Consider the following 13,401-nt stretch of genomic DNA (forward strand, 5'->3'; position numbering starts at 1 on the left):
CGTCATGGGAAGGGAGTGTCATCATGAATCTGAATCTAAATGGGAAAACGGCGTTGGTGACGGCGTCCTCAGGGGGCATAGGGCTGGAAATCGCGCGTGCTCTCGCCGCTGAGGGCGCTAAAGTGATAATCAACGGTCGTACGCAGGCCAGCGTGGAGCAAGCGATGGCGGAGATCCAGGCCGATCTTCCCCATGTAGAGATGATCCCTCTTGTGGCTGACAATGGAACTGCTGCCGGGTGCAACCACACCATCTCCCAAGTGCCCGAGGTTGATATTCTGGTCAACAATCTTGGCATCTACGAGGCCGTCGGATTTTTTGAGGAAACGGATCAGGCGTGGCAGGAGATGTTCGAAATCAATATCATGAGCGGCGTGCGTCTCGCCCGTCATTACCTCCAGAGCATGCTCGGGCGTGGTCACGGACGGATCGTATTCATTTCAAGCGAATCAGGCGTCTCCCCGGCTCCCGAAATGGCGCATTACAGCGCAACCAAAACCATGCAGTTAGGCATTGCCCGTTCACTGGCCGAACTCACCAAAGGGACGGAGGTGACGGTCAATTCAGTGCTCCCCGGCCCCACACGCACGGAAAGTGTTGAGAAGTTCATCCGGGACATCTTTCCCGACCTTCCGCCAGCGGAAGCCGGGCGCCGTTTTATGTCAGAAAACCGCCCGACCTCCCTGATCGGTCGTCTGATTGACCCCAAAGAAATCGGAGAGATCGTGGCGTTCGTCTGCAGTTCCCGCGCCTCAGTGATTAATGGATCGTGCATCCGGGCCGAAGGCGGTCTCGTGCGGACGGTCTTTTGATGGAACAGGCCAATAAGCAAAAAGACCTCTCCGGAAAATCCTTGAATGTAATCAGGAAATCAACAGAAGGAGCAATCCCTTGCTTGGTAAGGAGCGGCCTGAGGAGATAGAGTAATTCCATGCGCATGATTCTTCTTTTTCTCCTGCTCATGATTGTCGTGTTGGGACCCCAACTGTGGGTGTGGTGGGTCTTCCGCCAATATCGTAAACACCGTGAGGATCTTGGGGGAACGGGCGGGGAATTAGCCCGTCATTTGCTCAATCGGTTTGGTCTGCAAAAGGTGCGTGTGGAACCCACGCCGATGGGGGACCATTACAATCCCGAAACCAAAGTCGTCGGTTTGAACCCGAAACATTACAATGGCAGATCCCTCACCGCGGCAGTCATCGCGGCGCATGAAGTGGGGCATGCTCTGCAAGATCATGAAGGTTATTCACTTTTGAAAGATCGAACCCATCTGATCAAATTTGCGCAGAAAGCCGAAAAGGCCGGGTCCTACTTGATGCTGGGCATTCCTGTCCTGGCTGGAGTGACCCGGATTCCTGCCGTGGGCCTTGCTGTCTTAGTCGTGGCGATCGGAACCATGAGCGTCTCCGCCATGGTGCACCTCATCACCTTACCCGTGGAATGGAATGCCAGCTTTCGCCGAGCTCTGCCGATCCTCAGAGAAGGCGGGTACCTGGCACCTCCGGATTTGCATGGCGCCAAACGTATCCTCACCGCTGCCGCCCTCACCTATGTCGCTTCCTCGCTCTTCAGCCTGGTGAACATGTGGCGGTGGATTCGCCTCGTCAGGCGATAATCCTGTTAGAGACCTCCTGCTGCATCGGTATATGATCATCAAAAAGGATGATGTCGACCATATCACGCAAACACAAACACCCAATCCAAGAAATGCCATGGCAGGAAAACATCGAATCAGGTATCTTTTGGAATTAACCTATCCGTTTCACCAGTGCGTTGAATCTGTATTTACAATTAGAATTAACTATATTTCTCTTGCAAGTATATTAAAAGGAGTACGGTTCAATTATCGGTTGTCATTGTCTCCCCGAGATTTGGAATCCAAAAGTCCAATTTAGAAGATGCATGGCTCTTTCCTGGAAATTAAACATTGTTTATGAATATCAAACAATATAAAGCCGGGCGATATGTACAACAGTACCAGTATAAGAGCTTTTTGCCCTCCACAATTAATCACGATTGGATATGGGAAGACCCTAAGATCAATACTCTTCTTGAAAAAGCTACCAAGGCTCTAGGAGAACTGAATGCATTTTCTTTAATTGTTCCCGATGTGGATTTATTTATCCATATGCACATATTTAAAGAGGCCAGCACCTCAAGCCGAATTGAGGGTACTCAAACACACATTGATGAAGCCTTGCGTTCAAAAGAACAAATTGAGCCCGAGCGGCGTGATGATTGGCAAGAAGTTCAGAACTATGTCCAAGCCATGAAAAAGGCTATTGAAGCCCTTGAAACCCTTCCTTTATCTAATCGATTGCTTTGCGACACCCACCGGATTCTCCTTCAGGGAGTGCGGGGTGAGCAGAAGCTTCCCGGGGAGTTTCGCCTGAGTCAAAATTGGATTGGGGGAACGAGTATTGTAGATGCTGCCTTTATCCCACCAAGTCATGAAGAAATTCCAAATCTCATGAGTGATTTGGAAAAATTTTGGCACAATGAAACGATCGAAGTCCCCCATTTGGTTCGTATAGCTATTAGTCATTATCAATTTGAAACCATTCATCCATTTTTAGATGGGAATGGGCGCATTGGAAGGCTTCTTATTACCCTATATCTGGTCGGTCAAGGTTTGTTGGCAAAGCCTTCGCTGTACCTGTCGAGCTATATTGAGAAACGAAAGATTGCGTATTACGAAGGGTTAACGACGGTGAGAGCCACGCATGATATCGGACATTGGATCCGGTTTTTCCTGCTAGCTGTTTTGGAAACTGCCAATCAGGGTGTTGCGACCTTCCGAAAGATATTAGATTTGCGGAGCAGTGTAGAACCGGAAATTCTTCGATTGGGGAAAAAGGCTGTGCGAGCAAAAGACTTGTTAAACTTCTTGTACAAAAAACCCGTGGTGAGTCCCAATGAAGTGGCCCAGACCCTCTCGGTTACTCACCAAACTGCCAATCGGCTTATCAATGATTTTGTGGAATTGGAGATTCTTCAAGAGAGAACCGGGTTCCAGCGAAATCGAGTCTTTCAATTTGATCGCTATCTTCGATTGTTTCTGGATTAATCTCCTTTGGCAATACTTTCCCCGTCTGACTGTAAATTTACATATGAAAATCAGTATGTAAAGTAAATCGTTTTTGTTTACATATGAAAAACCATATGATGAATTCGGCAATGGCGCGGTTGAGTTATTGTAATTAGGTGTTTTTGTGTAATTTTAGAGAAATGACGTCATACCTTGCATGCCTTCCGTTGAATGGAATGCCAACTTTCGTCGGGCGCTGCCGATCCTCCGAGAGAGGGATATCTGGCCCCTCCCGATTTGCACGCCGCGAATTACATCCTACCAGCCGCCGCCCTCACCTATGTCGCCTCCTCCCTTTTCAGCCTGGTGAACATGAGGCGATGGATTCAATTGGTCCGGTATTAATTGAAAGCTCCTACCCCACACATCGTAATATGTAACCTTGAATTGACCTTCTGAGTCATCCTACATTGCCGTCCAATTCATCTGAGCACTTTGGAACCCCTGACCATCAATCTTTCAGTACCTGTCATGATTTAGACATTTTCAGATGTTTTGATACATCCTGCTACACCAAGATACATCCCTTTTGATGGGTGCTCAGGCCTTTCTTTCCCTCAAGCTTCCTGTTTTTTTCAATAAATCAACCAGTTGGTAGCATGAAAGTGGGGCAGTCCGAGGCGAGTGAGGAAATGGCATTAAGGTTGCTCTTTTAGAACCCAAAAGCTGGAAGGGAACGACTCAAAAACAAGGAGAAAGCCATTATGGACTTGACCCAATTGACCCTCGGAACTCTGACAGCTTGTTGAGGAGCCCTCGCCTTTCATTGTTAAGAACAAAAGGAGGACGGTCATGGAACAACCCAATCGACCTTTAACTTATGATGAAAAAAAAGCTGCAGACGCCGCCTTCAAGGGATTTCCATGTGACCCTAAGTGGTCCGAAGCGGCGCGAAACGTCTATGAAGGCCTTTCTTTGGCAATGGCGAACCAACGGAATGAAACCTTCCAAGAAGTTCGTCTTTTGGAGGTGGCGACTATTGCAAAGCAGGCAGTGCCCGAGTCCAATCAGATGTCAGGAATGATTTGCAGAGAGCAACCGTAACCTTCACGTTGCCGGTGGAATGGAATGCCCGTTTCCACTAAGCATTGCCGATTATGGCGGAAGGGAATAGTTGGCGCCGACGGAAATGGAGGGCGCCAGACGGACTTTTAAAGCCGCCTAGTTCCTATGTCGCCTCCTCACTCTTCAGGTTGGGGAATATGTGGCGGTGGATTCGGTTAGTCCGGCGAGATAATCCTTCTGCCCTGCAAAGCAACATTTCTTCTTTGGAAACTGGGTTGAGAAGGGTGAGAAAAATAAGATTTTTACCCTGGATACGTCGCGCACCTGGTAAAAGGTTTGGGTAGGTGCAATGCGCCGTTCCCTCCCCGCTATCTCATTTGAATAAGATCCTCGATCCAAAAGGTTCCAGAGCTATAAGGCCCATTGGAAAGTGCCTGGAAAAACATACGATCGGCGGTGATCACTGTGCCCTCAATCGTCTCGACCAGTGACAAATAGAGACAATCGTACAAACTTTGCTCAGTCGCAAGGGCCAGTGCATACCCCGCGGGAAAGAGTCGTTCATTGGGATGGTATTGGAGCAGGAGCTGTCTGAATTTTTTGAGTATGACATTGCCTTTGTCCCTCGTGAGTTCTTCTCGTCAGATCTTTTAGGGAAGAGCACTCCCCAACTTCAACTGGATAAAAGCCGATACGTGAAGTCTGTAACCGGCTGACATCCAGCGCGACATCCGAATAAATTTTAGTATCTAACCGCTTGATCGCCAAACTCGCATCAATCACACAGCCCTTCACCGATTTCTATCTTCCCTTATCAGCTCTGCGCTATCGCTGAACGTCCGGCGGTACTTCTTTAACCGCTTGTGGAACTGTTCGATCCGTTCCCATGCTCCCTCATAATCGAGCACCGCTTCTTCCAAAATCGTTCTGACCTCCGATTCAAGGGAGCGACCATGTTCCTGTGCCCGCTTCTTGAGCCGATCCACGACTTTCTCATCAAGTTGTCGAACCAGAACCTGTGCCATAACCTTCTCCAATTTTTTCCAAAAGTGCTATCATACTGAGCACTTCACTTGACATCCATCTACACACTTATTCATTTAACACATCGGTCGGAAGGGGATACTGGGATCTTGGTATCGTTGAGGGAAAATAAAATCCAATGAGAAGAAAAACAACATCTTGCTCTTGGTGTGAGGGCATTACCGACGAGCGGAATAAGATTTGTCGGTTTCTTGAAGCTATGGTGTTGAATTCCCATCGTCCGGAGATAATAGATTTCCAGAAAAAAATTTCCCTGGAATCGTCCGGAACCCTCGTGAGACTTACATTTTCTGGCTAAAGAAATAGATCGCAAAACTCTAATGAATGGGACTGCCCAACCTTGATCTTGATTGACTCTCTCTTAAATTTAAATTATTTTCATCCCATTATCGGTTAATGATAATATAGATAATTTTTAGGAGGGTGCTATGGATGACTCTTCCGTAGTGGAAAGAGGGCGCAATCTGATTAAAGATCTCAAGTCCCATGTTATCGATACTTTTTCCAAAGATCCTAGAGGGCGTCTGCAGGGTGAAGGGCTGGGCAATTCGGAAATTGAGAAACTAGCTGGTCTAGAAATCCCTTTGGACCGACCACCTTCCAAGAAGCAAGAACATTGGCTAACTTGGACGATTGTTCAGCGACTTGTAGCCGATGGTTTTGTTGAACCAGTCTTTACAAAAAAACAAAATATAGACTAACCGGCATGTCCGACCACCACACTTAAAAAATAGCTACATCTTTTCCCTTTCCCATATCCGACAGAGCCCTTGCAACTCACAAATCTCTGGAAAGGCCTATCTCCTTTTCGCATCAACACGAAGAAGAAATTTCAGGAAAATTTTCTATGCATCAACTTGAGCTCGATGTTCTTTGTCCGAATTTATGAAGGGCACCTCACCTTTTCCATCCGCACCTTCTGCAGCTGATCCCCCTTACACATGTTATTTCATTGGAAAGGCTACCAGGCATGGTTGATCCATGTGGCCTAACAGCAATATGGGACTCTGCTCAGGATATCATTTTGTTGGGCTATGAGGGGGATGTGACTTTGTTTGAAACAAGTCGAACATGAACATATTTCATAACAATTCTTGAACTCGTCCCTGGCCACGCTTTTAGTACTTACAGCTCGTGATGTGTCGCTATAGGCGCGTCTAGTCGAATCGGCTATACTTGCCACGTCGAAAAGATCAGTAATCAAATGTAATGTAGGCTAAGTCAGGAATGACACCCGAACAACTACAACATCTAATGGATAGCTGCGAAAATGAGCACTTGGAATTCAAGGAGGCAAAATCTTCTTATGAATTTGAGGATTTAGTGAATTACTCTGTGGCGCTGGCCAATGAAGGGGGCGGCAGAATGGTGCTCGGCGTAACCAATAAGCGACCTCGGAAGGTAGTTGGGAGTCAGGCTTTCCAAGATCTTGAACGAACGAAACATAGTTTAATGGAACGCCTCCGTCTTCGTATCGATGCCGAGACTCTTAATCCTCCTGAAGGACGAGTTGTTGTGTTTCAGGTGCCACCACGACCTATCGGTATGCCGATTCAATACAGGGGGGCCTATTGGATGCGAAGTGGGGAAAGCCTCGTCCCCATGACGCCTGACCAACTCAAGCGCATCTTCGAAGAATCCGGGCCAGACTTCTCGGCTGAAATTGCAAAGAATGCTACTTTAGAGGATCTCGATCCTGAGGCAATAGCCCGATTTCGTGAAATGTGGAAAAGGAAATCAGATAATAGTGCTTTGGAGAGTGTGACTGATGTTCAGCTTTTAATTGATACAGAATTATTAGTAGATGGTGCTGTTACATATGGCGCACTCATTCTCTTTGGCTCCGGGAAAGCTCTTGGCCGTCACCTTGCACAATCGGAAGTTGTTTTCGAATATCGATCAAGCGAAGCATCCGTATCATTTCAACAGAGGAAGGAACTCAGAGAAGGGTTCTTCCTGATCGACGATGAACTATGGAAAACAATCAATCTTCGCAATGAGGTTCAGCATTATCAAGAAGGGCTGTTTGTTTGGGATATACAGACTTTTAATGAAAAGGTTGTTAGGGAAGCCATTCTCAATGCCGTTTGTCATCGTGACTATCGTCTTAATGGATCGGTATTTGTTCGTCAGTTTCCAAAGAAGATCGAAATTGTCAGTCCCGGAGGGTTTCCTCCTGGAATCACGCCAGATAATATTTTATTCAGGCAGTCTCCACGTAATCGGCGTATTGCTGAAGTGTTTGCACGATGCGGATTGGTCGAACGATCTGGTCAAGGGGTAGACCGGATGTTTGAAGAGTGCATCAAGGAAAGCAAACCTCGCCCGGATTTTACTGCAACTGATGACTTTCAGGTAAGCCTCACTCTGAAAGGCGAAGTGCAAAACCCTCGCTTTTTGAGGTTCCTCCAGCAAGTGACTCAAGAGGGTTTGGGTTCATTTACGACACAAGACTTCCTGGTGTTGGACTCTGTCCAAAGGGAGGAGCCAGTTCCGCACGCTCTCAAAGATCGTCTTGGGTTCCTCAAGGACCGTGGCATCATCGAAATGACGGGGTCTGGACGTGGAGCCAAACCCATTCTCTCAAGGCGCTTTTATTCTTTTCTTGGCAAGAAGGGTGTCTATACGCGTAAGCGGGGGCTGGACCGTGAGACGAATAAGGCACTCCTTCTCCAGCACATTGAAAATTATAGGCAAGAAGGAAGTCAACTGCAGGATCTGCTGCAAGTGCTTCATCAATTGACTCGTGATCAAGTTCAAAAGCTCCTTGGACAGTTGAAGAAAGAGGGGCGAATTCACTTAAAAGGATGGGGCAGTGCCGCGCGATGGTATCCAAAGGTTTCCCCTATCGTTAAATCTTGAAGTTGCGCCAAATCCCAAGAGTTAAGCAGCAATCGGCGCAATACCTCGGTTAAAGTAGCCGGTTTTCTTAAGGATTCTAGGATATTTCATTTGAAGATCCGGCGCCATTTCGGCGCCATTTCGGCGCCATTCAGTATATGGTAGTTCCCTGACAGAGGGATCTGCGCTGATCATCTTAAGCTTTCTATCTTTTGATACATTATTGTTTTGGAGTAGAAATGGTTACGTTCAAAAATGGCTGGATTTCTCTGGCGATCTAGGTGATTACACGCAGGGTTGTTTTCAAGGAACTTTCGACAAAATGGGAGACTAGTCGCTGCAATCGGAAGAGAATTAGGCTGAGGAGGCATTCATCACTGCAAATGTTCAAAGTCTTGAATGACTCGAATCTCTCATCTCGGACGGATTCCCTTTAGCTTGCCGCTCGCTGAGTATTGCACAGGAGGGATGAAATATATGTGTGACTGGTTTGTTTGTCCTCTTATGATAACCAGATTTTTAAAACTTAGGAAGAAGTGCTGATGGATATTTTTTAAGATGCTAAACAACTTGTCCTGTTCGTCCAACAAATCCGCTGAAACTTACCCTCCTGAGCCATCCATGTCCCCGGAGTTGTGGACCATCGGTCATTCGACACGGCCTATCGAGGAATTCGTCGGGCTTCTTGAATCCCATGGCATTCAATTACTGGTCGACGTCAGAACGATTCCGTTTTCACGGCGCAATCCGCAGTTTCACCAAGAGGCTCTAGCTCAGAGTCTCCTGGAAGCAGGGATTCAATATCGGCACATGCCGGCGTTGGGAGGCCGGAGGAAAAGTCGGCCGGATTCTGTGAATGTGGGATGGAGAAATCAAGGCTTCCGGGGTTACGCGGATTATATGCAAACTCAAGATTTTTGGAATGCGGTGGAAGATCTCGTGGCTATTGGCCAAAGTCTACGAGTGGCCATCATGTGTGCCGAAGCGGTGCCATGGCGCTGCCACCGGTCCCTGATTGCAGATGCGTTGGTCATTCGAGGATGGACGGTGCACGACATCATCTCGGCAAGTTCTCTCAAAATCCACACACTCACACCGTTTGCCAAACCTGACGCAGGTCGCCTCACCTACCCGTCAGAAAAACCCTCTGACTCCACCCTACCTCTTTTTTAACAAGAGGCTGATAAGACGAGTCTGGATTTTAATGATTTGAAGAATGGAGCCGTTAAGGAAGAGTAGCGTCTGGTAATCTTTAGTATGGAAATTTAAAGCGCTTGCAACAACCCGCGGTGATTGTGTCAGACTCGACCTTCGTGCGAATTGGCGGATTTGAACAACGGGAAGTGCCCATCCATTTGCATTGCGGGCCAACACCGACCCGTTGGATCGGCAGTTCTGTAGGGAGGGTTGTGAGGTTTAGCGCTGGGCAACCAATTCTTTGGGAGGATGCGCGGCATGCTCAGGAGGTGAGCCGCCCCAGATCACTGTGTCCGGGCACAGATCGGCTCCATTCGGCCAGACAACTGTGCCATTTTCAACTCTGACTTGTTTAAAGAGTTTTTCATCAGCCTTGAGCGGTTCAAAGATGGGCCCCATCAGAAGGTTTGAGATGTCCCGCTCAATGACAGAATCGTCAGTAAGTGTGAGTCGTAATTTCCATCTTTCGAGTGGGGTCGCCTGTCGAATTCTCAGAAGTGCCATAAGGTCTGCCTGTTCTAATCCAGGGGAGCAATAGGTCTCGGCAACTGCCCAGCCTTTGCAAGCTGTCAATCCTGTCTCAACTCTTCACGGTGGAGGGCTGCCCATTCCAAGGTCAAAGCCAATGCGCGTCGGGGAAGTTCACCATGATAGATTGCCAAAGTCTTTACTTCGATTAACGCTTCAAACTCCCCATAGCTAACATGAAAATGCGCTGGCTCATGATTATTGAAAAAGATCCGAACCACGATACCGAAAAATCGACTGATCTCTAGCACGTTCCGGCTTTATCACAATCATCCGTTTCTATGAAGAAAGGTAATCTAGATTGAGGAGTTCCCTTTAAATATGGTTTGCCGGCCTCCGCCAACGTCTATAGGAATAATCGATATGCTTCTGGATTTTTAGACCTGGTGGCTGCCCCATCCCCGGAAGTGATGCCGGGGATGGGCCCAGACCAAAAGCTTCTTAACTTCTTGGGTTTCTTTGGGAAAGCGCTTTCGGTTTTAGCGCTAATTTATTGACGACCTTCTGCACTCCCTCCGTCTTTTTGGCGATTTCCACCGCTCTATCGATCTGATTTTGTGTTTCAACGAATCCACTCAACATGACAGTGCTTCTGTACGTATCAACTTCAATTTCAAACGCATCTACGAGATCATCGGCAATCAAGGACGACTTCACCGATGAGGTAAGCACCGCGTCATCGACCGTGGTTCCCACGGTCCTCCCATGCGGATCATTGGCACAGGCTGACAAAGCAAACGCACAAACCACACTTAACACGACTAAGATGGCTTTAGATTTCAGTTTGTTTGTGAAGGTGTTAGACATAACAATTCTCCCTTTTTTTGAAATTAATTTTGTTGGACACAGTTTTGGACACAGCCCTGATGCCATTCAATAGACTGAGTCAGTATGATTCAAAGAGGGGAGAAGCAGAATTGATAAAAACCCTTGATTTTTGACTTGAAGTACCTGGGTTCTTGGGGGATCGTCAGGGCAAAAAAAATTATTGTTAGGAGGCCTGAGAAAAGCTTTGGAATGCAAATAGGAAGTGAGTACTAACAGGTCGAGGGGATTTTAAAAGGACGTAATTTTATAAATCGGGTTGTTTAATCTCCTTCTGCTTTTATCTGATCCAGGAGAGTTTCAACGGGAGTGGTGAGACTTTTGCTGCGGTTGCAGACCTGACAGGCCGGGACGACATTGCCTCTATTACTTTTTCCTTTCCTGGCCAAGGGCACCACATGGTCCATGGTCAGGTTTTCCGCTCCCACCTGCTGATGACAAAAGTGGCACTCCCCTTTTTGGATCTGGGCTTTCCACCATGGGGTTTTCCGTAATTTTTTCCCGCTTTCGCGCTCAATCCGTATATGCCTTCGGATCGCGTCATCGTCACCTAGTGAGTAGAATTGTTCTGGTTGGGTCATAAGGGAAGGGAGCCTCTGTTCATATTAATTGATTCGGACTGGTGATCACGGAAATCAGGTGCCGGGTCAACCTGGTTTGGAAGATTGTAGCGCTTGGGTCGGCGCTTTTTAAAGACAAGGAGGTTTTTAGGCCTGGGCACAGATCCTTCGCGGGGCCTCAGGATCACAATGTAGGAGAGGTCTACTGCAGTTTGCAGGATTGATGTGGGAATTGAAGGTTGTGTGATTAATCCAGCGCGAGGGTCAGGCATTTGGCGGAGCCACCGGCCTTGAGGAATTCATCCAGTTCCACAGGATGGGTGATATAGCCCCGTTTGTGTAACCATGCCATCGTTTCCGGACATCCGGTCGGCAGAACGACATGGCGGTCGATACAGACCGCATTGCAGGCAAATCGCTCGCCTTCCTGGGATGGGACTGCAAATCGTTTGTCCGGTTCTATACGAGAAGCCAGCACAGTTTGGGCGTACGTATCGAAACAGGGGGGATAGTAGAGAAGCTCTCCTCCGCTGAGGGGACAAAAGCAGGTATCCAGATGATAAAACCGTTGGTCCACCAATTCCACAGGCATGATTTCTTTCTGGAAAATTTCCGACAACTGGACATAGGCGCTGATATCACTCCGTTGCCGGTAGCCGCCGATCCAGAAATCCGGAAATCCCAATAAGTCCCCGGCCCCTTCAAAGTTTATGTCGGGGTCAAGGTTGATGACTTCATAGCCCTTTTTGGTGAACCAATCAATGAAATGCCGCTCCTCACCCTGCCGTTCCGGGTGGCGGAATTGGCTGGGAACAGCCTTGCCCCCATGGAGGACACCCGCATTGGCGGTAAACACCAAATCAGGTAGTTTTGGTATCGGTTCCATAAATTCGAGTTTGACTCCAACCTCGTTCTCCAGTACCTGGGTCAGCGTTTTCCATTGGGTTCTGGCGCGATCTCCATTGGATTGATTCGACACTCTCATCCATGGATTAATCTCATATTCGATACCAAAATAATCCGGGGGGCACATCAATAAACGGCTCATGGTATGGGTACCCTGCTATCCTTTCCAGCCGAGTTCACGGGCCAATTCCCATAAAAAAGAAGAAGAATCCATCACCAGTCCGACGGCTTGGAAGCTTCCACGGTCACTCAGTTTTGTGGGAACGGCAGGATTGATATCGACACAGACGGTTGGTGATGACGCCGGTAGCAAATTTCCAGTCGCCACGGCATGCAGGGTGGAGGCCACCAACAGGGCCAACCCCACGCCGGGAATGGCAGCGCGCATGGCCTCTTGGGCTTTGATGGAATCGGTGATGACGTCAGGCAAAGGGCCATCGTCCCGAATCGTCCCGGCCAGCACCATCTGGACCCCCTGTCGTATGCAGGCGGCCATGATTCCATCTTTGATTAATCCGCTTTCGATGGCTTTTCGGATGCTTCCCAGGGCCCGCACACGATTGATGGTGCGAAGGTGGTGCTCATGTCCGTGAGGCATGGAACGGCCAATACCCAGATTGTATCCTAAGGACGTTCCATATAGGCTGGCTTCCATGTCGTGAGCGGCCAGGGCGTTTCCGCAAAACAGAACATGGATGTATCCCGCTTCGATGATCCATGCCAGGGCTTCCCGGCCTCCCGCATGGATGATGGCCGGACCACCCGCAAACAACACCTTACCGGACCCTTTTCCCTCTTTTCGTTGTTGTTGAATGGCCTTCATCCGTTTGGCCACGTCGGCGATGATATGGTGGTGAGGACGTTCGGAAGAAACCTGGGCGTCCATGAATCCGAACACATCCCGTTCTTTTGGTCGTTCCAGCGGGAATACCCGAACTCCTTTTCTCCCCGTGACGACCAGGTCGCCTTTTTTCACCGAGCCCATGGGAAGCATCTGTGCGGAAAGTGGAGAGGGCTTGAGTCTAATCGCCACATCCATTTCGGGTTGCGGGACATCGATCCAGCTTCCTTGCCACCGTATTTGAGTGGCTAGATGAGATGTCGCGTAAAAATCCTCCGGTAAAATCCCATCAGCCGGTGCTGGCTCGACCGTGCAGTCCTCTTCGGTTTCAACCACTGCCCCATGCGGCTGAATGGTTTTCAGGATTTCCTGTAATAACTCCATGGTGGGAGCTTCAATCAGGATGGTGGCATGGGATGTGTCCTCCCGCCGGGTTCCCACCGTCACTTCCGAGAGGGTAAAGGTTCCCCCCAACATGACAATCGCATCCAGGACCTTTGCTAAGATCAATGAATCAATGATATGCCCTTGGATGGTGATGGGTTGAACGATCATTTTTTTATTTT

At 48.4% G+C, this 13,401-nt stretch carries 15 protein-coding genes; 8 read left to right on the forward strand and 7 right to left on the reverse strand.

Features of this window, described 5'->3' with window-relative positions; all coding sequences use genetic code 11:
- Window positions 1–23 precede the first annotated feature (23 nt).
- The 5 genes from ACWHYD_RS00895 (at window position 24) to ACWHYD_RS00915 (ending at window position 4,132) form a co-directional block, all read left to right on the forward strand.
- Window positions 24–812 (forward strand): SDR family NAD(P)-dependent oxidoreductase, encoded by a 789-nt coding sequence (locus ACWHYD_RS00895; RefSeq protein ID WP_447964064.1) that lies wholly within the window; start codon window positions 24–26, stop codon window positions 810–812.
- 119 nt (window positions 813–931) lie between these two features.
- Window positions 932–1,615, forward strand: coding sequence for a zinc metallopeptidase (locus ACWHYD_RS00900; protein ID WP_447964065.1), 684 nt, complete (start codon window positions 932–934; stop codon window positions 1,613–1,615).
- A 318-nt stretch (window positions 1,616–1,933) separates the two neighbouring features.
- Window positions 1,934–3,067, forward strand: a complete 1,134-nt coding sequence (locus ACWHYD_RS00905) for a Fic family protein (RefSeq protein WP_447964066.1) — start codon at window positions 1,934–1,936, stop codon at window positions 3,065–3,067.
- Between the two features lie 192 nt (window positions 3,068–3,259).
- Window positions 3,260–3,433 (forward strand): zinc metallopeptidase, encoded by a 174-nt coding sequence (locus ACWHYD_RS00910; protein WP_447964067.1) that lies wholly within the window; start codon window positions 3,260–3,262, stop codon window positions 3,431–3,433.
- 447 nt (window positions 3,434–3,880) lie between these two features.
- Window positions 3,881–4,132, forward strand: coding sequence for a hypothetical protein (locus ACWHYD_RS00915; protein WP_447964068.1), 252 nt, complete (start codon window positions 3,881–3,883; stop codon window positions 4,130–4,132).
- A 752-nt stretch (window positions 4,133–4,884) separates the two neighbouring features.
- Here the strand turns inward: ACWHYD_RS00915 and ACWHYD_RS00920 are convergent.
- Complete coding sequence (locus ACWHYD_RS00920) at window positions 4,885–5,118, reverse strand: FitA-like ribbon-helix-helix domain-containing protein (protein WP_447964069.1); 234 nt, start codon at window positions 5,116–5,118, stop codon at window positions 4,885–4,887.
- A gap of 447 nt (window positions 5,119–5,565) precedes the next feature.
- On the opposite strand from ACWHYD_RS00920, the gene ACWHYD_RS00925 reads away from it, so the two are divergent.
- The 3 genes from ACWHYD_RS00925 to ACWHYD_RS00935 all read left to right on the forward strand — a co-directional run bounded on the left by ACWHYD_RS00925 (window position 5,566) and on the right by ACWHYD_RS00935 (window position 9,151).
- A complete protein-coding gene (locus tag ACWHYD_RS00925; RefSeq protein WP_447964070.1) occupies window positions 5,566–5,838 on the forward strand; it encodes a hypothetical protein in 273 nt (90 codons plus the stop codon).
- 526 nt (window positions 5,839–6,364) lie between these two features.
- Window positions 6,365–7,999: an ATP-binding protein gene (locus ACWHYD_RS00930; RefSeq protein WP_447964071.1), complete on the forward strand. Its 1,635-nt coding sequence runs from the start codon at window positions 6,365–6,367 to the stop codon at window positions 7,997–7,999.
- 600 nt (window positions 8,000–8,599) lie between these two features.
- Complete coding sequence (locus tag ACWHYD_RS00935) at window positions 8,600–9,151, forward strand: DUF488 domain-containing protein (protein ID WP_447964072.1); 552 nt, start codon at window positions 8,600–8,602, stop codon at window positions 9,149–9,151.
- 243 nt (window positions 9,152–9,394) lie between these two features.
- On the opposite strand, the gene ACWHYD_RS00940 is transcribed toward ACWHYD_RS00935, so the two are convergent.
- From ACWHYD_RS00940 to ACWHYD_RS00965, 6 genes are all read right to left on the reverse strand, one after another.
- Window positions 9,395–9,679 carry a DUF2442 domain-containing protein gene (locus ACWHYD_RS00940; RefSeq protein ID WP_447964073.1) on the reverse strand — a complete coding sequence of 95 codons (285 nt, stop codon included), beginning with the start codon at window positions 9,677–9,679 and terminating at the stop codon, window positions 9,395–9,397.
- Between the two features lie 65 nt (window positions 9,680–9,744).
- Window positions 9,745–9,954 carry a DUF4160 domain-containing protein gene (locus ACWHYD_RS00945; RefSeq protein WP_447964074.1) on the reverse strand — a complete coding sequence of 70 codons (210 nt, stop codon included), beginning with the start codon at window positions 9,952–9,954 and terminating at the stop codon, window positions 9,745–9,747.
- A 190-nt stretch (window positions 9,955–10,144) separates the two neighbouring features.
- Window positions 10,145–10,510 carry a BON domain-containing protein gene (locus ACWHYD_RS00950; protein WP_447964075.1) on the reverse strand — a complete coding sequence of 122 codons (366 nt, stop codon included), beginning with the start codon at window positions 10,508–10,510 and terminating at the stop codon, window positions 10,145–10,147.
- Window positions 10,511–10,791: 281 nt separating this feature from the next.
- Complete coding sequence (locus tag ACWHYD_RS00955) at window positions 10,792–11,109, reverse strand: HNH endonuclease (RefSeq protein ID WP_447964076.1); 318 nt, start codon at window positions 11,107–11,109, stop codon at window positions 10,792–10,794.
- Between the two features lie 226 nt (window positions 11,110–11,335).
- Complete coding sequence (locus ACWHYD_RS00960) at window positions 11,336–12,136, reverse strand: dimethylarginine dimethylaminohydrolase family protein (RefSeq protein ID WP_447964077.1); 801 nt, start codon at window positions 12,134–12,136, stop codon at window positions 11,336–11,338.
- Window positions 12,137–12,151: 15 nt separating this feature from the next.
- On the reverse strand, window positions 12,152–13,390 hold the full coding sequence (locus tag ACWHYD_RS00965; protein WP_447964078.1) for an ornithine cyclodeaminase: 1,239 nt from the start codon (window positions 13,388–13,390) through the stop codon (window positions 12,152–12,154).
- Window positions 13,391–13,401: the final 11 nt, after the last annotated feature.

It is taken from the genome of Nitrospira sp. Ecomares 2.1 (assembly GCF_965152585.1).